Raw genomic sequence first — 21,590 nt, forward strand, 5'->3', positions numbered from 1 at the left:
AGAAAAGCCGACCACTGGGGTCGGCTTCGGTTTTATCTTTGGAAAGCCTGGGCTTTCTTATTTTGCGTACATGGCTTCGCGGCGTGCGGCAACCTGCTCGTCGGCGAGGTAGTCTTCGAAAGTGGTGTGCTTGTCGATGATGCCGTTTGGCGTCAGCTCGATGATACGGTTGGCTACGGTTTGAACAAACTCGTGGTCATGCGATGCGAAAAGCACTGTGCCGGCGTAATCTTTCAGGCCGTTGTTGAAGGCAGTGATCGATTCCAAGTCCAAGTGGCTTGTAGGTTCGTCCAAAACAAGGAGGTTCGGGTTTTGGAGCATGATCTTGGAGAGCATGCAACGAACTTTCTCGCCACCGGAAAGTACTTTGGCCGATTTCTGGGTGTCTTCGCCAGAGAAAAGCATACGGCCCAAGAATCCGCGAACGTAGGTTTCGTCTTCGGAAGTGGTGTATTGGCGGAGCCAGCTGAACAGGTCGAGGTCGGTGTCGAAGTACTTGCTGTTGTCGTTCGGAAGGAAACCTTTGTTTACGGTCACACCCCATTTGAAGTTTCCGCTGTCGGCGTCGAGTTCGCCTTCGAGTATCTGGAAAAATTGGGTGACGGCAAGGCTGTTGCGCGAAAGGAAAGCGATTTTGTCGCCCTTGGCCACGGTGAATTCCACGCCGTTGAAAAGCGTTTCGCCTTCGAGGCTTTTGCTCAAACCTTCCACTTCCAGAATCTGGTTTCCGACTTCCCTTTCCTGCGAGAACACGATACCCGGATAACGGCGGCTAGACGGCTGGATCTCGTCGAGGTTCAGCTTGTCGAGCATTTTCTTACGGCTGGTGGCCTGCTTGGATTTGGCGGCGTTGGCCGAGAAACGCTCGATAAAGGCTTGGAGTTCCTTACGCTTGTCTTCCAGCTTCTTGTTCTGGTCCTGACGCTGGCGGAGGGCCAATTGGCTAGACTGGTACCAGAAAGTATAGTTACCCGTGTGGATCTGGATTTTTCCGAAGTCGATATCGACCATGTGCGTACACACGGTATCGAGGAAGTGACGGTCGTGAGAAACCACGATCACGATGTTTTTAAAATCAAGAAGGAAATCTTCCAGCCAAGTGATGGTCTCGACGTCCAAGTCGTTGGTAGGTTCGTCAAGCAACAGGATGTCCGGATTGCCGAAGAGCGCTTGGGCCAAAAGCACGCGTACCTTTTCGTTACCCGAGAGTTCGCTCATCTGCTTGTAGTGCAGGTCTTCGCCTACGCGGAGTCCGCTCAGCAAAGCCGCTGCATCGCTTTCGGCGTTCCACCCGTCGAGTTCGGCGAATTCGGCCTCAAGCTCGGAGGCGCGGATGCCGTCTTCCTCGCTGAAGTCTTCCTTAGCGTATATCTCGTCCTTTTCCTTCATGATGCTGTAGAGCTTGTCGTGGCCCATCAGCACGGTGTCCAGCACGGTGTAGCTGTCAAAGGCGAAGTGGTCCTGCTTCAGCACGGTCATGCGCGCGCCGGGCGTCATGGCCACTTGGCCGGAGGTTTGGTCGATCTCGCCCGAAATAATCTTCAGGAAAGTAGACTTTCCAGCGCCGTTAGCGCCGATTACGCCGTAGCAGTTACCTTCCGTAAACCTGAGGTTCACGTCTTCAAACAGTGGTTTCTTGCCGAAGCGAAGGGAAAGGTTAGATACTGAAAGCATTTATTTTAATTTCTTCTTTATAGAATAAATTTCCAACCCGCAAAGATAAGGCGAATTATATTGATTCGGCGCTTTGCAAGGAAATAAATGGCGCTAGTCTCGGCTGATTTTTCGGGGAATCTTAAAATGATGCCTTATGTCTAGGCTTTTGGCTTGCAAAGCGGTTTCAAAATGGTAATTTGTATTGATAAACAAGGTCTTGTGATCATGATATACGATATAGTCGATACCGCTTTCGGAGAATTTATGCTGGCGGGAAAAGACGGGAGGCTCAGTGTGCTGAGTTTTGTGGACGGACCGAAATTCCAGCCCGCTCCCAAAGAATGGATTCGGGGAGAAGGCGCTTTTGAGGAGGCCGTGTCGCAATTGGAGGCCTATTTCGCCGGTGATTTGAAAGAGTTTGATCTCTCGTTGGCTCCCGAAGGAACCGATTTTCAATGCAAAGTGTGGCGGGAATTAGAAAAAATTCCCTTTGGGGAAACAAGGACCTACGAGGAAATATCGAGAGCGTTGGGAAACCCGAAAGCCGTGAGGGCGGTGGGAGCGGCCAACGGAGCCAACCCGATTGGGATTATAGTGCCTTGCCACAGGGTGGTGGGCAAAGACGGTTCATTGACCGGTTATGCCGGAGGATTGAGTCTGAAACGCAAGCTATTGGAGCTGGAAGGGCGCCCGGGTATGCAATATGAGCTGTTTCCGCTTTAGTGTTTTTGTCCGATAATTTCGTGGATGTTGCGAAAATCGCCAGCTTGGATATAGTAGTTTGACGCGTCCATTCGGATCCTGCCGTTGAGCAGGGCGTTTTTTGGTAGTTTTTGATTTTGGATGCAGTGCGCTACGGCTTCTCTCGGAAGTTGTCCGGGAATGTCGTATTGCCAAATCTCATTTTTTACGATTGGCCAGATGAATTTTTCCGTTACAATTTGGCCCGCTTTGGGTCTTTGTTTTCTGAAAAGGGTTTTGATGTCCGGTTTTATTCTTACCAAAGCGAAATAGTCGTAAAACATCGGATCGTCTTCCATATTCGGGAGATATTCGGCTTTGTCGTTCCAGTCGTGTTTTTCAAGTAAGAGCAAATTAGAAAAGTAAGCGGCGGATTTGACGTTGATTTTTTTGCCGTCCGAGATCAGATCGTAGCGGTCCCATTGGCCCAAAGCCCAGGTTTCGGTGTCCGGTTCGGGAATGTCGGCACCTGCGCCCGCAAGTTGAGATTGGAGGCAGAATTCCGCAAGTTTTCCCTGAAAAGTGTTGGCGAACAAAATCCAGTCGTCCCGTTGGATGTCGCCTCCGGAGCGGTTTGGGCGGTGTTGACCTTTTTGCCCGTACGTCATGTCAAAGGCGAAGCGCAAAGAGCGTTTGAGTAATTCGTCGGGAACGGGAATGCCTTGGAAAGTTTTTTTCCGGTTGATGAAAAAGGAATCGCCTTGGCGGGTCAGCGGAGCGGGATTGAATTCGTGGATCGGCATATTCCGGATGCTTTTGGGTTTTCCGTAAGGTCAAAATATCGGAATCTTTTCTGATAGTCCGAACTGTCGCATGGTTTTTTCGGATCGGAAAACGAAGGTAACGAGTTGTTTATGCGCTATTTCTTTTACGTTTCATTTACGTTGTTGGTTTGCGTGTCTGGGTTTTCAGGGGTTCGGGCCCAAGATACTTGGGCGCGTAATGAGTTCGGTTTGGGAGTGGGTTGGTTTACGGTTCCAGAATTGGAGGAACTAACGGCCGATTTGGTTATTCCTGTCGCTTCCGGCGGGGTATTGCATGTAAATGACGGTGAGGTGACGACTTCTTTCGGAGTGTCGTATCGGTTTTTTTTATTGACGAGTCTTGGGGTGGGGCTTGATTTCGTTTATCAGCACGAAAACAAAACGCTGAACACGAAAGTGGGAGGGACGGTGGTGGATACGCAGAAGCTGAAACAGGACTATCTTACTTTTTTGCCCGAAGTGTATTGGGAGTACGTGCAGTCGAGATATTTTACGATGTATGTTTCGTTAGGTTTGGGCGTGAGCCTTCTTGCGCAGAACAATAAAGACACAAAGTCCGGTGATGTGGAAAAAAGCCGGGATTCTTTTTTTGCCTATCAAGCTTCGGTTTTGGGATTGCGGGTTTCGACTTTCGACAATAGGCTGGGTTTTTATATTGAAGGGGGATATGGATACCGCGGAGTGATCTCCGCGGGTTTTGCTATCCGTTTCTGATTCCTTATAAACCTTTTTGAAGAATATGCCGAACGATGGCTTTGCCGTGTTCGCGTCCGTTTTCGATAAAGATTTTCTCCGTTTTTGAACCGCATAATACCGTTCCTGCCACATAGATGCCGGGTACGGACGTTTGGAAAGTCTCTTTGTCATGGACGGTTTCGCCACTGTCTTCGTCGCAGTGGACTCCGCAACGTTTCAGGAATTCGAAATCAGGCAAGTGGCCGATAAGTCCCAATACGTAGTCCGCCTCAAGGACGGTTTCGGAACCGTCGTTGTGAGTTAGGGTTAAATCTTTTTTGCGGATTTCGGAAACTTTACAATTGGGAATCAGCTTGATTTTTCCTTCGTTGATCCTGTTTTGCAAATCCGGAACCAGCCAATATTTAGCGGTGATCTTGAAGCTGTCGCTACGTACGGCCAAGGTTACGTCCACGTCGTTGCGCTGTAGGTCAAGGGCTGCTTCCACGGCGGAATTTCCTCCGCCCACGATTACCACTTTTGAAAAAGCGAACTCGTAAGGCTCGCGATATCTGCGCTTTACGTGCGGAAGGTCTTCGCCCTTGGCTTCCAGAGATTTCAAGTTATCGAAATAACCGGTGGCCATTACCACATTTTTCGCAAGCACGGTTTGGTGTTCCGATTTGACCATAAATCCGCCTTCCTCTTGCGGAGTCACTTCCAATACTTTGTCTTGCAGGCTGAGGTTGAGCCCGTAGTGATGGGCGGCTTTTCGGTAATAGGTCAGGGCTTCTTCCCGGCTAGCTTTCGGTTCGCGGATAGCGAATGGCAAATCGCCGATCTCGATGTTCTCTCGAGTAGAAAAAAAGCGCATTTGCAGGGGGTATCTCCGAATCGATTCAGCGATTGTCCCTTTGTCGAAAACCAAGTGGCTGAGTCCGTTCTTTTTGGCTTCGATGGCGCAGGCGAGCCCGCACGGTCCAGCTCCCACTATAGCGATGTCGATTGTTTTCATATGGTTGGATTATGGTCCTTGCAAGATACGGCGCTAAACGCCATTGGGTTTGGGGAAAACGTTTTTTGTGGGACGTAAGCCGGATATTTTTTACAATTAATGGAGAGAGTGTGGCGTTATTCCCTAAACAATCAAATAATACTTCACGTAAATGCGGGGCTGGAGCGCGATAATTTTTATATTCGGCCCGTTTGTATTGTACGAGTCGGTTTGAGGCTTGTGATGTTGAAGCTTGTTTTGGATAAGAAAACGGGATAGAAATGAAAAAGGGTTGGAGAAAGCTCTTGGCCGGATTAGCGCTGGCCACGGGTTTGTTTTCTTGCGCCGGTGAGCGCGGATTTACGGGCGAGGTGGTCATCTTGCATACTAATGACATGCACGCCAAAATCGCCCGATTGCCGAGAGTGGCGTATATGGTGGACAGTATCAGAAATGTCCATGAGAATGTGGTGTTAGTGTCGGCCGGTGACTTGTTTAGCGGCTATGTCACCGTGGACCAGTATCCGGACAGAGGATACCCGATGGTGCATATGATGAATAACCTGAAGTACGATATTTCCGCTTTGGGTAACCATGAGTTCGACTATGGACAAGTGAAACTGAACGAGCGGATGAAACAAGCGAAGTTCCCGTTTGTCTGCGCAAATGTTTCATCGGCTGGCGGAATCTTGGAAATCCCCGCTCCATATAAGATTTTAGAATTACCCCAAGGTCCTAAAATCGCCTTTTTGGGATTGTTGGAGAGCTTTGTCGATAATATTCCTTCTACGCACCCAAAACGTGTGGAAGGGTTGAAGTTTCCGAATCCTTACGAAACGGCCAAGAAGTATACGCCGTTGAAAGACAGCGCCGATCTGTTTGTGGCGTTGAGCCATTTGGGCGATGAGCCCGATTCCGTTTTGGCGGAGGGAATGCCCGAGCTGGACGCTATCGTGGGCGGGCACAGCCACGTGCTGATTCCTGGCGGTAAGAAGGTGAACGGCGTGCTGATCACGCAGGCCCATTCGATGTTAAAATACGTCGGGGAATTGGTGGCCACTTTCGAAAACGGAAAATTGGTTTCTCTTACCGAAAGATCTTTGCCGGTAGGCAAGGGGGCCGTTGACCCGGTTATGGAAGAACTGTTGAAGCAGTATGAGAGCGATCCTTATTTCAAAACGGTAATCGGAAAGACTGAATACGGTTTTGACGGACAGGCGCCTTTGGGCAATCTCATGGCTGACGCTTTGGCTGATCAGGATGGAATTGACATTGCCGTACAAAATTACGGTGGCGTACGTCTGGACAAACTGCCGAAGGGCGACATTAAGATCAGGGATATATTCGCTTTGGATCCTTTTGGAAACCAATTGACGATGGTGCCTATGACAGCGAAAGATATCAAGACGTTGTTGTTTTACGGTTCGGGGAAATTGAAGCGTCATTTGTTCGTGTCGGGAATAAAATACGATATTCTCCGAAACGCAGGTGGAGAAGTAACTGGAATTAACATTTATGACAAGGCGGGAAAGCCGTTGGACGAGAAGAAAACGTTTACCGTAGGCATGAGCGATTATGTTTATAGTGCGTTTAGCTTTGACCGCTCTGGCGACGGTACGCCAGCGGGACTGACAACGGCCGAGGCGATAATCGAATTTGTGAAAGCGAAGAAAAACCTATCGGATTACTCGAACGTGAAGAGAATAAAATAAATGTTGGCCTAAATTTATGTCGACAATCAAAAGCCGGACGATTTATGCGTCCGGCTTTTCCTTTTTTATATCGATTGTGATTATCATTGTCATGATTGAAATCATTTCGTTTGATTTTTTCATTTGTAAAGTAAATTAGTACCTTGCTCAGTGAGATTTGTTGTTTTTTTGAAGTCGATATTTCTTTAATACCTTAAAGTTTATGATGAGCAAGAATACTGTTTTTTTAGGTGCTGTTTTGGCGTTTGCCACGGTTTTCTCTTCATGTGGGGACTCTAAAAAAAGCGGAAACGAGCAAACCAAGGAAGCTTCTGTCGTGGAGGCGCCGGCGGAACCTGTGGCCGAAGTCGTGGACGCTATTTGTGTTTACGATGGATTGAGCCTTCGCAAAGAGCCCAAAAGGCAAGGAAAGTGGGTTTCGTCGATCAGTTTGGGCGAAAAGGTAACTTTCTTGGGAGACACGGTAAAGGAAGGTAAAGTCACTTACGGAAAAGTGAAATTGTCTGACGGTAAAGAAGGTTGGGTTTCGGATTACGGTATCGTGACGAACGCTAAAGCGGGAGCCGTTATGAAGGAGTCGCCGGTGTACCGCAGACCGGACATGCTGACTGTTACGCAGACGAAATTCAACATGGCCGATCTTGTGGCGGTTGGCGAGGAAAAAGACGGCTGGGTTAGCGTTGTAGGAAAGAAACGCACTAAGAAAGGCTGGTTGCGCGCCGAAGACATCACTACGGACAGTAAAGAAGTGACCGCTGCGGTATTGCTCAGCAAGGAATTGGGTAGCCTGGATGGAAATATTGATTTGGAAAAAGCCCAAGCGTTTTTGGAAAATACTCCGTTTAAGGAATCGATGTTCGTAAAGGCGCTCAAGGAAATGGTGGAACAAGCTTCTTCCGAAGAACGCTCTGACATTGAGGAAGGTCAGGAAGATGACTTCGAAGGAGAAGGTGAGGCAGATTCAGATCAAGAGGAAGGCGCTACGGAATAAGTTTCCGAGATGTTTCTCGTTATAAAATCCCCGGACTTCGTTTCGAGTTCGGGGATTTTTTGTTGGTTCTGTGTTTGTCAAAGCGAAGCGAGAGCCGAAAACCAAAAGGAAATGTGATTGCGACCGGAAAAACGTAACTTGCGCAGTAAATTAAAATTGGATTAATGAACGATAGCCAAAGCTTAAGGGGATACCTGTTCGCAATAGGTGCCTATTTGATGTGGGGAGTGTTCCCTTTGTACTGGAAAGCCATGGATTCTGTGCCGGCAATGGAAATCCTGGCTTATAGAATCGCCTGTTCGTTTGTGTTTCTTTTGCTCTTTAACTTGGTTTTGGGTCGGAAAGAGATTTTCCGGTATCTGAAGGAACCAAAAACCAGACTGGTGCTTTTCATTACCTCATCGTTGATCTCGTTGAATTGGGGAACGTACATCTGGGCCGTAAACGCTGGACATACCGTAGAGGCCAGCTTGGGGTATTATATCAACCCTTTGGTCAATGTCTTTTTAGGCATGCTGATTTTCAACGAACGGATGACGCCTATGAAAACCGTTGCGATAGTCTTGGCTTTTTCTGGAGTGTTGTACCAGACGGTGGGCTATGGCAATTTTCCTTGGACGGCTATGGTTCTGGCTTTCACGTTCGCTTTCTACGGCCTTTTCAAGAAAAAATACGCGTTGGATTCAATCAACAGCCTGATGGCCGAGACTTTGATAATAACTCCCGTAGCCGTGGGATACTTGCTGTTTGATTTTCTGAGTGGCGAAAGCGGAGCTGTGTCGGCGCAACCGACGGTTCTGGTATTGCTCGCTTTTTCCGGTATAGCCACGTCTGTTCCGCTGTACCTCTTTGGCGAAGGGGCCAAAAGAATTCCCTTTTCCAGTTTGGGTTTTCTGCAATACATCGGACCGACGATTATGTTGCTAATCGGCGTGTTTTTCTTCGGCGAGGATTTCTCCGGAGACCATGTGGTCAGTTTTGCCTTAATCTGGACGGGATTGGCGGTATACGCTTTTTCCGCTGTTAAAGAGTTTCGGAAAAAAAAGAAAAAAGAAAAAGTCAGTGTCGTCTGAAATGAAAAAGCTACTGGCCGAAATACGGGCTTGCGAGGTGTGCGCTAAAGTGTTGCCTCACGAGCCACGCCCTGTGGTGAGAGCCTCCGGAAAATCGAGAATTCTTATTGTGGGGCAGGCTCCGGGAAGCCGTGTGCATAATACCGGCGTTCCTTGGAACGACCCTAGTGGCGTGAAACTGCGGGAGTGGCTGGGCGTGGATGATGATACTTTTTACAATCCCGATTTATTCGCTTTGGTGCCTATGGGATTTTGCTATCCCGGAACCGGTAAGTCCGGGGATTTGCCTCCCAGGCCCGAATGTGCACCTCTATGGCAAGAACGGTTGCTGAAAGCAATGCCCGATATCAAATTAACGCTATTGGTCGGTCAATACGCTCAAAAACACTATTTAGGGGCTAGTTTCAGAAAAAACTTAACCGAGACGGTTCGTGATTTCGAACATTTTTTGCCTGATTATTTTCCCACACCGCACCCTTCTCCCCGAAACAGGATTTGGTTGAGGCGCAATCCTTGGTTCGAAAAGGATTTGATTCCTGTATTAAAAGAATTAGTCAAAGATATTTTGGCCGATCAATGATATTGAATGCCTGTAAAGTGATTTCTATTCCAAACGTTTCGATGTGCAACTTCTTGTTTTTTCGAAAAAGCTACGATTGATAGGATTTTGCCAATAGAATAGCAAAAAAACGAACAAAGGCTGTATAATCATGCAATTGCCTGACCTTTGTCATTTCCTGGCGGGGTGGGTAGCTGTACATTTGTATCAAGCTACGATGTTAAAGCGAGCATTTGTAGTGGTAGTTTTATGTGGTTATTGTTTGTTTTAGGGTTTGAGTGAAAATGAGGAGTGCATTTTCACGGAATTTAGTTTGATTGTTGATTGGCCTCTCGGGAGTAATTCCGAGAGGTACTTTTTTATATGGGTATTAGTTATTCCACGGCTTCAAAATCGTCCTCTTTTAATTTTGCGCTACCGTCGTTTTGTAGGATCCATAATTCTTTATGAATTACGCCCGAGGCTTTGTTCATGCTCCATTCAGCACTTAGCGCCGCGGTGTGCTTGTCTATTACCTCGATTTCGGTATTCGAATATTTGATATCCGTGAATCCGTGATCAATCAGCTTTTGCCAAAATTTTCTGATTTCGTTATGCCCCTTAAATGTTCCGAAGGGTTGGGCGTGCATTACTGCGTCTGTCTCGTATTGTGCGACGCACCCGTCGGCGCATTTTCCGTTAAAAGCGAGCTTCCAAGTCTCGCTGGCCCTTTTTACGGCGTCCAATAACGTGTTTCTCTCTTCTTCGGTAATCATATGCTCCGGTTTTATTGCTCGTTGATAGAAGCGGAGAAGAGGAAGAATGTTATGCGAAGGGCACAAAAAAAGCCGTCAATGATGACGGCTTTCGGTATTGGTATGAATACGTTGTTGGATTAGATACTCAGGATCTTCACCATCTTCAAGAGGTCAGTGTTCAACGGTTTCTCTCCGTTGATAGCCTCTTCCAGTTTAGTGTAGGTCACTTCGTCTTTGATGATTCCGGCCATAACGTTGCTACGACCTTCGATTAGGCCTTCAACGGCGGCGATACCCATGCGAGATGCCAAGATACGGTCGGCGGCCGAAGGCGATCCTCCACGCTGAATGTGTCCGAGAGTAGTCACTTTGATGTCTTTCTCCGGGCAACGGGCCTTAACCTTGTTGGCGATTTCGAGAGCCGAACCTTCCGAGCTACCCTCGGCAGTGATCACGATTGACGCACTTTTTTCCTTGTCCCATCCGCTCTGCAAGGCGTTGATTACATCCTCGATTGTGGTTTGCGTTTCCGGAACCATAGCCATCTCCGCTCCGCCACCGATGGCGGTTTCGATAGCGATGTACCCAGAGTCACGGCCCATCACTTCGATAAAGAAGATACGGTCGTGAGAGTTCGCGGTGTCACGCACTTTGTCGATGGCGTCGAGGGCGGTGTTAACGGCCGTGTCATAACCGATAGTGTAGTCGGTTCCGTAAAGGTCGTTGTCGATAGTGCCAGGCGCGCCAACTACTTTGATGCCGTGCTCGTTGTACAGGAGGTTAGCTCCGGTAAATGTACCGTCGCCACCGATTACCACAAGGCCTTCGATGCCCCTGTCTCTAAGTTGTTCTGCCGCTTTTGTTCTTCCTTCCTTGGTGCGGAATTCCACACTTCTGGCCGACTTGAGGATAGTTCCTCCTTGCTGGATGATGTTACTTACAGAGTAAGATTTCATCTTGTAAAGGTCGCCACGGATAAGCCCGTCATAGCCACGCTTCACTCCGTAAACTTCCATACCGTGGTAGAGTCCGCAACGAACGACCGCTCTGAGGCAAGCGTTCATGCCGGGGGCGTCGCCGCCCGAGGTCAAAACAGCAATCTTTTTCATCTATAGGTGTTTTATATCTTCCTTAATCTAGATACCTCCTACATGTTTGGTGTTTGGAGGTATTCCCTTTCCAGCAAATTTAGATTTTTGCCCCGGAAGTTTTGATGATATAGGTCAGAGATGCTTTTTTTTTTAAGTAAAACCGAAAACCACTGCATTTGGCTAAGAATTCTTTCTTGTTAAGTTTGTATCTATCTGTAATATAGTTTTTTAACGATTGTTGTCTTGAACAAGCAAATAGACGGTTTTTATTGTTATTCCCACTGTTGGGATAATTTGGTTTCGATTCCGGGAACGATCCCTTGTAAAAAAGAAAACCCAAAACATGACTTTAATCATGTTTTGGGTTTTCTAGTAACGATAAACTTACAAAACGAGCCTTTCGGTTAAGTTCACGCTTCGTCTTATTTGTTCATCAAATCCTCGATTTCGTCCGCTTCGAGAGGGATGTCGCGCATGAGGTTGAATGGCGAACCGGTTTCCTGTACCACGTAGTCGTCCTCAAGACGTATACCGAGGTTTTCTTCGCGGATGTAGATGCCGGGCTCCACGGTAAACACCATGCCCGGTACGATTTTCTGGTGGAAATCGCCGTAGTCGTGTACGTCTAGGCCTAAGTGGTGTGAGGTGCCGTGCATGAAGAACTTCTTGTAAGCGGGCCAGTCCGGGTTTTGGTTCTGGATATCGGCTTTGTCCAATAATCCGAGACCAAGCAGTTCGCCTTCCATGATTTTGCCCACTTCCTTGTGGTATTCATAAATGGTGTTGCCCGGAACCAGCATGTCTTTCGACGCTTCTTTTACTCTGAGAACGGCGTTGTAAACGGCCTTTTGACGATCGGTGAAACGCCCGCTTACTGGGATACAGCGCGTCATGTCAGCGTTGTAGTTGGCATATTCAGCACCCACGTCGAAGAGAATCACGTCACCGGCTTTACATTCGGCTTTGTTCTCGATGTAGTGGAGCACGCATGCGTTGAAGCCCGAAGCGATAATTGGTTGGTAAGCGAAGCCGTTCGAGCGGTTGCGGATAAATTCGTGGATGAATTCGGCCTCGATCTCGTATTCCATTACGCCCGGCTTCACGAATTCCAACACGCGGCGGAAAGCCGTATTGGTAATGTCACAGGCTTTTTGGATCTGGTCGATCTCGATCTGCGATTTCACAGGGCGGATCTTGTGCATAATCGGTGCGATGCGATCGTAGTTGTGCGCCGGGTAGCGTTGCTTCCACTCTTTGATAAAGCGTGCGTCGCGGGTTTCCACCTCCACTACAGCGCGGTAATGCTCATTGGAGTTTATATATACGTTTTCAGCCTCGCCCATCAGCGTCTGCATCGTGCGGTCGAATTCGTCGAGCCACTTTACCGTCTTGATGCCCGAAGCTACCGTAGCCTCTTCCTTAGTGTATTTATGTCCTTCCCAAATAGCGATTTCCTCGTTGGTTTCCTTCAGGAAGAGGATTTCGCGCAACTCGGGATAGTTTGAGTCCGGAGCGAGTACCAAGATGCTTTCCTCTTGGTCGATACCGCAAAGGTGGAACAGGTCGGAGTTTTGTTTGAAGGGCATCGTGCCGTCGGCGTTGGTTGGCATGATGTCGTTCGAGTTGAAAATCGCCAGGGATTTGGGTTTGAGTTCCTTGACGAATCTTTCGCGGTTGTTAACGAAGAGTGCCGCGTCTATAGGTAGGTATTTCATTATTCAGAAAATTTGGGTTATGGACAAGTTAACTATTTCCGTCTCCGGAAAAAACAGCGGGACGCTTATTCGTTCGGCTTATGGGGTCAGACGTTCGCGTTTTGGGAAGCGCTTACCTTCCAATTCCACTATATTGCGCAAGCCTCCGGTATTTGCCGTGAAAACAGACTCGGCCATAAGTAAGGAACGAATCGGTCGGCGGGTTTCCTTAATTGTTATACCTTTGGCGTCGGCCATTTCTAGAATTCTTCTGCGGGTGACGCCCGCTACGCAACCGGTATCTAATGAAGGAGTGAACCAAACGCCTTCCGCTTTCCAAAAAATGTTGGACGATACGCATTCGCTGACATTTCCGAAAGCGTCTAACAATATCAGATCGTCCAGCCCTTTGCGATCGCGTTCGGCACCGGCCATTACATAAGGTAGTGCGCTGATGGTCTTGCAATGCGAAAAGGCCGTGCGCACCAATACGGTCGATTCGCAGATTCCAACTTTGGCCGGCGGGATTTCTTTGGCTTCTGGTGCGGGAGCCCATGTTACCACCAGGTTGGCTTCGTCGGAGAGTGGGGCGTAGAGGCCCCCGCCTTTTCTCCATGCGAATATCCTTATTCGGGATCGTCCGTTGTCGTTGTCCGGAGTCAGTTTGTTGATTATTTCCACCAGCTCCAGCGTGGTGGGGACGGCCTCGGGTTTCATTCCCAAGCAACGGAATCCCTCCGTAAGGCGTTCCAAGTGATAAGGGATGACACCTGGTCCGTGACCGTTAAGGATGATGGTTTCAAAAAGGCCGTCGCCAAAGCGAAAACCGCGGTCGTCCGTCGGTAAGTGGAGTTCGGTGTTCGTCAGAATTTCTCCGTTGAGATAGAACGGGTAGGGCATGTTTTCAGAAAGTTCTCGGGAATGCGGAAGTCCGGAAAAGGCTTGGATTCGGCGGTTTTCGGTAGGGCTTTCCGCGTTTAAATTCGTGATTTCGACTCTTTGTGTAAGCATTCAACCACTTATAAACTTATATTTATCCAAGTTACGATTAAATCAGTAAACTTGAACCATTCACACTATGGCGGAAAGAAGCAGTGTATTCGATATGATTGGGCCGGTGATGATCGGACCCTCTAGTTCGCATACGGCAGGCGTGGTGAAAATCGCCCGTATGGCGGTGAAGGTGTTGGGCGGTGTGCCTGATGTGGCGGAGATTACGTTTTACAATTCCTTTGCGAGAACCTACGAAGGGCACGGGAGCGACAAGGCGGTGATCGGAGGTTTGCTTGATTACGCAACCGACGACAAAAGGATAAAAACGTCCTTTGAAAACGCCAAGGAACAGGGCTTGGAATACAAGTTCCGGTCTATCGGCAACGCCTCCACGTTACACCCGAATTCAATTAGGCTGAAAATCGGCAGAGGGAAGAAAGAAATCGAGATTTTGGGCGAGAGCCTCGGTGGCGGCGTGATTAACATCAAGGAGGTAAACGGCTTCAAGGCCAATTTCTCCGGAAATTTGTTCACGCTCATTATCATGGCCAATGACCTGGAGGGCACTATTTCCTTCGTTTCGGGCGTCATTTCGCACGAGAATACCAACATCGCCAACATGTCTGTGACCCGCAAGGCCAAAAAGGGCCAAGCTTGCCAAGTAATAGAGATGGACTCTGGTGTGCGCCCGCTTACCTTGGAATACCTCGAAAGTTTGGGCTGGATTCACGACATCATTTATATACCTATAATTGAAACCTAAGCAAACAACTTGCATATGAGACCAAAGCTCAGCTTTTTCGTTTTGATGTTCGCCTTCCTCTTTTGCGGCGAACTGAGCGCCCAGGACGGCAAGGAAAAACTTACCTTGCGCGAATGCCTCGATTACGGCGTCGCCAACAACCTGAGTGTTCTGGGCGCCACGCTGGACGTAGAGGGACAGAAGATCAACGTCAAACAAAGAAAGTTGGACTTGGCACCTTCCGTAAACGCCAACGTAGGCTTGCAGACCAACTGGGGTCGTTCCGTTGACCAAGCCACTTACGATTACGTCAACCGCCGTTTGGTTAACAACAACGCTGGTGTGGGAGCCAATCTCGTGCTTTTTAACGGTCTCAGGAAAATGCACGCCCTCTCGCAAAGCAAGATTGACTTGCAAGCCTCGGAGCTTGACCTCCAAAAGGCCGAGAACGACGTCCGCCTCCGCATAGTTTCCTCTTTCCTCAGCGTAATGCTTCGCAAAGAGTTGCTCAAGGCCGCCGAGTTCCAAGTGACCAGCACGGACAAGCGCCTAGAAAGGATCGTCGCCATGGTGAAGGCGGGCTCTAGGCCCAGAACGGCCCAACTCGACTTGGAGGCCCAGTTGGCTACCCAACGCGTCGAGGTGGTTCGTGCGCAGAACGATTTGCGCTTCGCGTACCTTCAGCTAAAGCAGAACATGCGTGTGCCCGCCAACCGCAACTTGGAAATAGTGGAGCCGGACTTAAGCGTCGCGGGCATTGCGCTGAACCAAAAAAACGTGGAGCAGGTATACGAGGCCGCCGAGAACACCATGCCCGAGGTCCAGTCCTCTGACTTGGGGGTCGAAAGCGCCACCTACGCCGTGAAACAGACTTTGGCCGACTTTCTCCCTTCGCTCAGTATATCAGCCGGTTTGGGAACCAGATACTCCGATCAGAGTGACTTTTCCTTCGGTAAGCAGTATGACAACAACCTGAACAAAAACGTTGGTCTGACGCTTTCCATTCCGCTGTTCAACGGCCTTTCGGCCCGCGCCGGAAAGAGTAGGGCCCTTATAGGCAAGCAACGCGCCGAGTTGCAGGCCGAGAGTGTCCGCAACCAGCTTCGCCAAGACATCGAGACGGCTTTTAACGACGCGCAAGCGGCTTATGCCACTCACGAGTCCGCCGTAAAGCAGGTGTCTTCGCTTGAGGAAGCCTTCAAGGCTACCGAAAAGCGCTACGAACTCGGCGCTTCTAACTTCGTGGACTATCAAGTGGCCCAGAACAACCTGTTCCGTGCCAAGTCCGACCTTCTTCGCGCCAAATACAATTATCTGTTCGGCGTCAAGATGCTTGACTTCTACGTAGGGCAGAGTTTGGCTTTCGAATAGTACGACTCCAATTCCATAGACAATAGCACCCTAAACCGCCCGCGTGGCGGTTTTTTTATGCGCAGAAGATTATTGGTTCCCGTAAACTATTATCACTTCCTCCGTCCTGATTTCTTCTTCTTAAAAGATAGAATTAATAACCTGAAATGCATTGGCTTCAATTCGGAGTCTTTTTTTCTTTGGGACAAAATTATTTTTATCGCCGAAGGGAATTATAGTTTCGAGTTAGGTAGAGGTGCTTTTTTCTTCAGGTATGATTTCGTTGAATTAGGACGGAAGGGATATGCTATTAGTCGTTATTTTTAATGCGATAATGTTAAGGGTAGAACCTTAAGGTTAGAATAAAGCATTATGGGTTTTAATAAAGATGTCGTGAGCCTTAATATGGGATCTATATTTCCCTAAATAAATTGGTGGGCATGCAGTTTTAATTCCTTTAGGTACGATTTCTTTTCTTTATGATTCCAAATATATTGTCACCGGCATAGTTTCTTCGCCTCATACCTCCAAATCTATTGTCATGGGTAAAGCTCCTTCAACTCATGCAACCAATTCTATTGTCACGGGCATGATTACATTACCTTATGTGCCCAAATTAATTAGCTCCGGCATAGTTTCTTTGTCTTTGTGTGAGAATTTATTCATATAAAATTTAAGAACGGAAGTCTCAAGCTTTATGTAAAACCAATCAGGGCTTGTTCATAAAGGTCTATCTATTAAAATATTGGTGAATAGAATTTATATCTGCTACGATCTCCTCTCGCATTTCATTCATATTTTCACCAGCGTTCCTTTGGATCAAAATATTCATTACAGCAGTCAAAATACATGAAACACTTTGCTGTATACCAGAGACAAGGCTCCTTAACCCGTCCTCTCCGAAGTTCGTATCCCTCATATTATTGTTTGCCTCTACGGACCAGTGTCCCCTTACGGCGTTAGGCAAGTTGTATTGATCAATAAGACCGGTATTTATATTGCTGACGTAGTATGATGTCTCGCTTGATGTTTTTCCTGTTTTAACGACTTTACGGGTACGGTCCACCCTTATGAAACAGCTCATCCCTGTATTCGACCAGCGACGCTCCAGGCATCCCGTTTCCACCAGGTAGATCCGGTATATTCTTGTTTCGATCCTGCCATGACCTTTTTCGACAGTCTTTTTATAGTTCAAACAGTCTGATCTCCGTTCCATATCCCCAAGGTCTTCGCGGAGTATTTTCTGGTTCCCTTTTATTTGTGAAAGGTAAACGCCCCGTTTCCCGTGGATTCCCTCCAGTAGCCCGGAATTATTATGAAGGGCATCCATCGTATAAGCCGTTCCCGAAAGATCGGATTGAGTTTCAAAGTATTCGTCGACAACTCCCCGTTCGGAGTCTTTAGTGCCCGAATAGTAGCCTACGACCTTGCTGGTTTTATCTTCTTGCGCGGTAACAAGAACCACGCTTTCCCCGCGTTTGTCCCCCGAAGATTTGTCGATACTCCCCCGGAGTTCTTTACCGTCTATCGAGAACCATTGGCGAGCTTGCGGATCTATGGTTTCGTTTGCGCCAAAAGTGGCTTCAGTAACCGCCTTAAGTCCCTCGATATCTGTATCCTTCAGTATTCTGCGGAGTTGAATACGGCTCACGCAACACTTACTTTTACCACCTGTGAAATCCCGCCAATAATCGTGATCCCTTTTCATTGAGCGGTGAATCTGTGAGAAATTGAGTTTTCCTCCGCTCCTGAATACGGCAAGCATAAAGCACAGAATGACAAAAGCCAGTTCGTGCTTCTTTCCCTTGGCGTTCCTGTGGTCTACAAGGCCTAGTTGTAACTGGAGGTAGTATTGGTTAATTTCGTTTTTTTGGGAGCTTATCCATCAACCGCAAGTTTGTTTGTGGTAATTCAAAATTGCAATTCATGGTGGTAAGCTCCTATTTTCTCAGACGCTTTATGAACAGGCCCTGTAAAACCAATAAAAATGGGAAAATAAGGAAAGAGATATTGGTACGAAGGAAAAGGCATAAGAAATTATCCTTTAGGCCTGACGGTCTAGAGAGTATGAATAATTTTCGAACAGATATTATCAGGCAACGGGGGAGTTTGGACGGGCTTCCGGCTTGGTTCGTCCAGTGTGAAGGATGCGTAATTGACGGATAAGGTGCGCTACCTCTTGGAATCTGGCGCCGTATTCGTCGCTTTGGCGTTGGCGCAGGAGTTCTTGCCAATCAAAAGTGTTTTTGATGGACGCCTCGTTGGCTACCGGAGTGGCGGAGCCGTGGTGGTGGGGCGTATAGTGGCCCCTTTCCTCGCGGACGCTTTGCTGTAATCTTCTGCAAGCGTTTTTGAGCTGAGGCAAAACACGCCGTATGGTCTCTTGGCGTTGGAAGTCTTCTTCGGCGCTTTGTTCCTGTTCCCAAGCTTCTTGTTCGCGGTTCCTTTCGGTTTTGTCAAGGCTGGCGGCCTCCTCTTGGCGGTAAAGGAGCTTAAAAACTTGGTTCTTGGCGGGATTGCTGGCGAGGGCTCTGGTTATGGGGGCCATTTTTTTTTCGATTTCCCATTGCTCGCAGGCATGCATGACCCCCTCATAATCTTCGGCGGCGCAATCATCAACAAACTCCATAACCTCGGCCATCATTTTGTCGCATTCGGCCTTGCTGTGCCAGAAAGAGGGATCAAGGTGTTCTCTGGGTGTGAACCAGATGCGGTTGGGATTTTCTTGCGACAAGCCGTTTCGTTCCAGTTCCGCGGTCATATAACTGAGGATGCTAGGCCTGGTCTCACGCGCGCGCTTGCGGACGTATTCCTCGTCGGAAATCCGTTTGCGTTCGCGCTCCAAACGGCTAGGGACCTCGGGCGAAGCGCTAGGCGATCCCGGACTTCCGGGCGACCCCGATCCGGTGCGGATCATAATCATATTGGCGGAAGGCGTATGGAAGGTGTCCGAAGTTCGGGCCGGGAGGTAGAAGTCACGCCGGAGATTGTTCTCAAACTCGCGGGCCATCTCGAACTGGGTGCGTTCGAGGTGGGCGTGGTTGTTGGCGGCCACGGCGGGCATTAGCGCGTTGGCGAAATGCATGGCCGGGGTGTGAATAGTAAGCGTAGGTAAGCCGGGCTCACGCCGTTTCTTGCCGGGAATGGTCGGGCCTTCCGCAAAAAGGGAAGCGTGGAGGAGTTCCTCCGGAAACCGGAGCTCGACGGTCTCTCTGGGGTTGAGGGTGGGTATGGGTGTGTGTAAACCTTCTTTTGGAAAGAGAAGGTGGTAACCGAGGTCGTCAGAGAAATGAGGCCTGTCGTCCTGTGGCCGTAGCGGGCAGATGTTGATCTTATAGGGAGCGCCAAAGGTATCTTTCCGGTAGCAGACTTCCTGTATGCCTTGGTGTTGACGCTGTTCGTGCGGGACAGTTCTACGAAATACGTCAACAGCGTTTTCCGTGTCGTCGCCGGGGTTAACATACCCGCGAGGGGTCAAGACACTGGACTTGGGCATAACTAGGTTTGGCGTGTCGGTGTAGTTCGCATAGTACACGGTTTGGCCTTCCGCTGGCATAACGGAGTCGGTTTCTTCATTAAAGGAAACCAGAACAGGCAGGGGCCGGGGAGTCGCTACTTCGTCGGGGACAGTGGCTGTGGAAACGGGGCTTCCTTGGTATGGAGTCTCCAACTCCTGAGGGGATTCGCCGTCATGCTCTTCTATGGTTCTGGGTATCCCAATGGGCTGGGAAGATACAGGAGGGTAAAAGGTGAGGTTTTCCAATAGCGGATGTAGCGACCTTGAATGATAAACGACCTCAGCGCCTTTGAAATTAACTCCGGCCAAGCCCCTTAAAAGCTCTCTGCCACTGTAGCTGGTCATAAGCTTGGCGAGCATGGAATGGGTCTTGGAAGTCATATTAAACTCTTCGCTCGCATCGAATAATTGGCCCCTTCTTCGGAGCTCCGTAAAGGTTTGGGAAGAGGTCTCGGCAGAAGGTTTTTGTCTAACGTAGGAATCAGAGTCGCTTAATGTGTCGTCCGAATCCATCGGTGGGGGAACAAGAAGAGACGGCGGTAACGGATCGTCTGGGAGTGGAGGCGGAGGACCAATGGGGTGATCGTAGATTTGATGATGCGCATCTGGATCATATACTAAACGTTTCCAAAGGGTTTGTATGTCTTCGTCAGTAGTTTGCGGGCCTGTGGTGCCGTCCTCGTCTAAATTGATTTCAGCTATGGTGTCCTCGGCGGGAACCCAAATGTCCATGCGCTCTTGTATCAATTCGCCGATAAGGCGTTGGTGTTCCAGCTCAATACGATCCAATGTATAGATCATGCCCGCCAAGTATTCGGGCATGGGGTTCGGGTACTCTTTGCGCTGGCGACGGGAGGCGTTTTCGGGCATCTGTATAATAGGGTGACGACGATGCCACCTGAAGATTTCCTGTTCCAGCCTATGCAAAAGCTCCAATCTTTTGTGAATAGTTTTTTGCTTTTCGAGAACCGCCGCTTTAAGGCGTTGCTTTAGGTCGGCGTGCAAGCTTTCGTGGTTGCGGAGGATGTCAGCCAGCTGAATCATTTTGGAGAATCGTTGCTTATAGGCCGTATCCACATCCTCTTCGGTAATGGTGGATTCCGTCAGGCTTCTAGACAATGGGCCAACAGGCATCGTAGGTATACTGAGCCAAACAGGAAGCCCGGTGTTTGGGTCGGTTTCGTCGCTGTGGATAGTGTCAAAAAGCGGGTGTCTGCCCGGAAGGCTGGAGGCGGGACCTTTTTGGGACGGGCTTCTGGTTGCGCGTTCTAGATCTTCTTTTACTCGGTATCGCGCATTCGCAAGCTGTCGTTGAATAGTAGAATAGCTAAGTAACGGTACTTGGTGAGGGGAAAGTCGCTCGGTTTCGTTTGTCAGGTCACGGTATTGAATTATGGCTTCTTCGTCCAAGGGGTATCCGGCCAAGGAAGTGTCGATGAGCAGGGTTTCGTTTTTGAGCGCTTCGGCACGCCTTTCCGCCTCGACGAATTCTTTGACCGCAAGTTTGTATTCGGCGAACTTTTGGTCCATGGACTCCAGGAAAGGAGCGGAAATATACTGTTCCTCCCGGCTGACGGGTTGGCCGGTGGAGCTACTGGCTGGCGTGACAATCCTGAATTCTTCTTTGGTCATAAACGCCTGGATTACCCCTGTTGCGCCTGAACTGGCGGAGGCAATGTCGTTTTTGCGTTTATGTCGCTGGGAGGATTGAAACATCAAACAGGCTACTCAAATACGTTTGAGGGCAATTTTTTCTTTTAACAATATAAAAAGTAAGCCGGTTATGGCATTGTTTATTGTAATACACTATAACCTTTAGAAGAGATGTTGAAACTAGGAAAGCTATTTTGGCTACCGTGCCTGTTGGTGATCGGCCTAATGGGAGCCTGTAGTGACGATGATGACGATGAAGAAATAGCGCCAACGGAACAGAACGTTGTGGGTACTTGGGAGTTTACGAAAGCTGATGTGGTACTGAAAGGCACTACGCTTACTCCGGAACAAATCAAAGAAGCGGAAGAGGAGGCTGAAAAAGAGCTTCTTGGTAATACAATGAAAATCAATGCGGATAAATCGGGAGAATGGGTTGAACAGCCGTTCACTTGGTCGCTGAATGTGGATACGAAAGTATTATCGTTGACTTTTACAGACCAAAGCAATCCGATGTTTCCTCCCCAAACTTCCACTCCCGAGATCGATTATTTTACGGGGACCGTAATGGACCTTGACGGTGAGTTCAAGGTAGTTGTGCTTACGCAAAACGGTACGGTCGAATATGATGTAAGGCTGGCTAAGAAATAA

18 protein-coding genes are annotated in these 21,590 nt (G+C 48.7%); 9 read left to right on the forward strand and 9 right to left on the reverse strand.

Features of this window, described 5'->3' with window-relative positions:
• Positions 1-57 precede the first annotated feature (57 nt).
• Complete coding sequence (locus AABK39_RS05720) at positions 58-1,674, reverse strand: ABC-F family ATP-binding cassette domain-containing protein (protein ID WP_338393956.1); 1,617 nt, start codon at positions 1,672-1,674, stop codon at positions 58-60.
• Positions 1,675-1,881: 207 nt separating this feature from the next.
• On the opposite strand from AABK39_RS05720, the gene AABK39_RS05725 reads away from it, so the two are divergent.
• The gene (locus AABK39_RS05725; RefSeq protein ID WP_338393957.1) at positions 1,882-2,379 is read left to right on the forward strand and encodes a methylated-DNA--[protein]-cysteine S-methyltransferase; all 498 of its coding nucleotides are present in this window, start codon (positions 1,882-1,884) and stop codon (positions 2,377-2,379) included.
• Here the strand turns inward: AABK39_RS05725 and AABK39_RS05730 are convergent.
• On the reverse strand, positions 2,376-3,140 hold the full coding sequence (locus tag AABK39_RS05730; RefSeq protein WP_338393958.1) for a hypothetical protein: 765 nt from the start codon (positions 3,138-3,140) through the stop codon (positions 2,376-2,378). The two genes, AABK39_RS05725 and AABK39_RS05730, sit on opposite strands and share 4 nt — an antisense overlap.
• A gap of 111 nt (positions 3,141-3,251) precedes the next feature.
• Between AABK39_RS05730 and AABK39_RS05735 the strand changes: the two genes are divergently transcribed.
• Positions 3,252-3,875, forward strand: a complete 624-nt coding sequence (locus AABK39_RS05735) for an outer membrane beta-barrel protein (RefSeq protein ID WP_338393959.1) — start codon at positions 3,252-3,254, stop codon at positions 3,873-3,875.
• Positions 3,876-3,879: 4 nt separating this feature from the next.
• Here the strand turns inward: AABK39_RS05735 and AABK39_RS05740 are convergent, their stop codons facing one another.
• Positions 3,880-4,851: a YpdA family putative bacillithiol disulfide reductase gene (locus AABK39_RS05740; RefSeq protein WP_338393960.1), complete on the reverse strand. Its 972-nt coding sequence runs from the start codon at positions 4,849-4,851 to the stop codon at positions 3,880-3,882.
• Positions 4,852-5,111: 260 nt separating this feature from the next.
• Between AABK39_RS05740 and AABK39_RS05745 the strand changes: the two genes are divergently transcribed.
• The 4 genes from AABK39_RS05745 to AABK39_RS05760 all read left to right on the forward strand — a co-directional run bounded on the left by AABK39_RS05745 (position 5,112) and on the right by AABK39_RS05760 (position 9,186).
• The gene (locus AABK39_RS05745) at positions 5,112-6,542 is read left to right on the forward strand and encodes a bifunctional metallophosphatase/5'-nucleotidase (protein WP_338393961.1); all 1,431 of its coding nucleotides are present in this window, start codon (positions 5,112-5,114) and stop codon (positions 6,540-6,542) included.
• Between the two features lie 202 nt (positions 6,543-6,744).
• Complete coding sequence (locus AABK39_RS05750; protein WP_338393962.1) at positions 6,745-7,533, forward strand: SH3 domain-containing protein; 789 nt, start codon at positions 6,745-6,747, stop codon at positions 7,531-7,533.
• A gap of 164 nt (positions 7,534-7,697) precedes the next feature.
• Positions 7,698-8,606: an EamA family transporter RarD gene (gene rarD, locus AABK39_RS05755; RefSeq protein ID WP_338393963.1), complete on the forward strand. Its 909-nt coding sequence runs from the start codon at positions 7,698-7,700 to the stop codon at positions 8,604-8,606.
• A gap of 1 nt (position 8,607) precedes the next feature.
• Positions 8,608-9,186, forward strand: a complete 579-nt coding sequence (locus AABK39_RS05760; RefSeq protein ID WP_338393964.1) for a uracil-DNA glycosylase family protein — start codon at positions 8,608-8,610, stop codon at positions 9,184-9,186.
• Positions 9,187-9,539: 353 nt separating this feature from the next.
• Here the strand turns inward: AABK39_RS05760 and AABK39_RS05765 are convergent, their stop codons facing one another.
• From AABK39_RS05765 to AABK39_RS05780, 4 genes are all read right to left on the reverse strand, one after another.
• The gene (locus tag AABK39_RS05765; protein ID WP_338393965.1) at positions 9,540-9,920 is read right to left on the reverse strand and encodes a nuclear transport factor 2 family protein; all 381 of its coding nucleotides are present in this window, start codon (positions 9,918-9,920) and stop codon (positions 9,540-9,542) included.
• Positions 9,921-10,039: 119 nt separating this feature from the next.
• The gene (pfkA, locus tag AABK39_RS05770; RefSeq protein ID WP_338393966.1) at positions 10,040-11,011 is read right to left on the reverse strand and encodes a 6-phosphofructokinase; all 972 of its coding nucleotides are present in this window, start codon (positions 11,009-11,011) and stop codon (positions 10,040-10,042) included.
• Between the two features lie 404 nt (positions 11,012-11,415).
• Entirely contained in the window at positions 11,416-12,708 is a 1,293-nt protein-coding gene (locus AABK39_RS05775) for an aminopeptidase P family protein (RefSeq protein WP_338393967.1), read from the reverse strand.
• A gap of 78 nt (positions 12,709-12,786) precedes the next feature.
• Complete coding sequence (locus AABK39_RS05780; protein WP_338393968.1) at positions 12,787-13,698, reverse strand: aminotransferase class IV; 912 nt, start codon at positions 13,696-13,698, stop codon at positions 12,787-12,789.
• Between the two features lie 67 nt (positions 13,699-13,765).
• On the opposite strand from AABK39_RS05780, the gene sdaAB reads away from it, so the two are divergent.
• Both sdaAB and AABK39_RS05790 read left to right on the forward strand, forming a co-directional pair.
• Positions 13,766-14,443: an L-serine ammonia-lyase, iron-sulfur-dependent subunit beta gene (gene sdaAB, locus AABK39_RS05785; RefSeq protein WP_338393969.1), complete on the forward strand. Its 678-nt coding sequence runs from the start codon at positions 13,766-13,768 to the stop codon at positions 14,441-14,443.
• Between the two features lie 15 nt (positions 14,444-14,458).
• On the forward strand, positions 14,459-15,793 hold the full coding sequence (locus tag AABK39_RS05790; protein ID WP_338393970.1) for a TolC family protein: 1,335 nt from the start codon (positions 14,459-14,461) through the stop codon (positions 15,791-15,793).
• A gap of 709 nt (positions 15,794-16,502) precedes the next feature.
• Here AABK39_RS05790 and AABK39_RS05795 read toward each other — a convergent pair.
• Positions 16,503-17,537: an ISAs1 family transposase gene (locus AABK39_RS05795; protein WP_338393971.1), complete on the reverse strand. Its 1,035-nt coding sequence runs from the start codon at positions 17,535-17,537 to the stop codon at positions 16,503-16,505.
• A 327-nt stretch (positions 17,538-17,864) separates the two neighbouring features.
• Complete coding sequence (locus AABK39_RS05800) at positions 17,865-20,921, reverse strand: hypothetical protein (RefSeq protein WP_338393972.1); 3,057 nt, start codon at positions 20,919-20,921, stop codon at positions 17,865-17,867.
• A 192-nt stretch (positions 20,922-21,113) separates the two neighbouring features.
• Here AABK39_RS05800 and AABK39_RS05805 point away from each other — a divergent pair, with 192 nt between their 5' ends.
• Complete coding sequence (locus tag AABK39_RS05805; RefSeq protein WP_338393973.1) at positions 21,114-21,590, forward strand: hypothetical protein; 477 nt, start codon at positions 21,114-21,116, stop codon at positions 21,588-21,590.

It is taken from the genome of Fulvitalea axinellae, assembly GCF_036492835.1.
Taxonomy (GTDB): Bacteria; Bacteroidota; Bacteroidia; order Cytophagales; family Cyclobacteriaceae; genus Fulvitalea; species Fulvitalea axinellae.

Excerpts from the sequence above, each read along its gene's own strand:
- rarD (WP_338393963.1), top strand. The coding sequence starts at position 7,698 with ATGAACGATAGCCAAAGCTTAAGGGGATACCTGTTCGCAATAGGTGCC.
- AABK39_RS05760 (WP_338393964.1), top strand. The coding sequence starts at position 8,608 with ATGAAAAAGCTACTGGCCGAAATACGGGCTTGCGAGGTGTGCGCTAAA.
- AABK39_RS05775 (WP_338393967.1), bottom strand. The coding sequence starts at position 12,708 with ATGAAATACCTACCTATAGACGCGGCACTCTTCGTTAACAACCGCGAA.
- AABK39_RS05805 (WP_338393973.1), top strand. The coding sequence starts at position 21,114 with ATGTTGAAACTAGGAAAGCTATTTTGGCTACCGTGCCTGTTGGTGATC.
- AABK39_RS05735 (WP_338393959.1), top strand. The coding sequence starts at position 3,252 with ATGCGCTATTTCTTTTACGTTTCATTTACGTTGTTGGTTTGCGTGTCT.
- AABK39_RS05745 (WP_338393961.1), top strand. The coding sequence starts at position 5,112 with ATGAAAAAGGGTTGGAGAAAGCTCTTGGCCGGATTAGCGCTGGCCACG.
- AABK39_RS05740 (WP_338393960.1), bottom strand. The coding sequence starts at position 4,851 with ATGAAAACAATCGACATCGCTATAGTGGGAGCTGGACCGTGCGGGCTC.
- sdaAB (WP_338393969.1), top strand. The coding sequence starts at position 13,766 with ATGGCGGAAAGAAGCAGTGTATTCGATATGATTGGGCCGGTGATGATC.
- AABK39_RS05730 (WP_338393958.1), bottom strand. The coding sequence starts at position 3,140 with ATGCCGATCCACGAATTCAATCCCGCTCCGCTGACCCGCCAAGGCGAT.
- pfkA (WP_338393966.1), bottom strand. The coding sequence starts at position 11,011 with ATGAAAAAGATTGCTGTTTTGACCTCGGGCGGCGACGCCCCCGGCATG.
- AABK39_RS05725 (WP_338393957.1), top strand. The coding sequence starts at position 1,882 with ATGATATACGATATAGTCGATACCGCTTTCGGAGAATTTATGCTGGCG.
- AABK39_RS05790 (WP_338393970.1), top strand. The coding sequence starts at position 14,459 with ATGAGACCAAAGCTCAGCTTTTTCGTTTTGATGTTCGCCTTCCTCTTT.
- AABK39_RS05800 (WP_338393972.1), bottom strand. The coding sequence starts at position 20,921 with ATGACCAAAGAAGAATTCAGGATTGTCACGCCAGCCAGTAGCTCCACC.
- AABK39_RS05795 (WP_338393971.1), bottom strand. The coding sequence starts at position 17,537 with ATGCTTGCCGTATTCAGGAGCGGAGGAAAACTCAATTTCTCACAGATT.
- AABK39_RS05765 (WP_338393965.1), bottom strand. The coding sequence starts at position 9,920 with ATGATTACCGAAGAAGAGAGAAACACGTTATTGGACGCCGTAAAAAGG.
- AABK39_RS05720 (WP_338393956.1), bottom strand. The coding sequence starts at position 1,674 with ATGCTTTCAGTATCTAACCTTTCCCTTCGCTTCGGCAAGAAACCACTG.
- AABK39_RS05780 (WP_338393968.1), bottom strand. The coding sequence starts at position 13,698 with ATGCTTACACAAAGAGTCGAAATCACGAATTTAAACGCGGAAAGCCCT.
- AABK39_RS05750 (WP_338393962.1), top strand. The coding sequence starts at position 6,745 with ATGATGAGCAAGAATACTGTTTTTTTAGGTGCTGTTTTGGCGTTTGCC.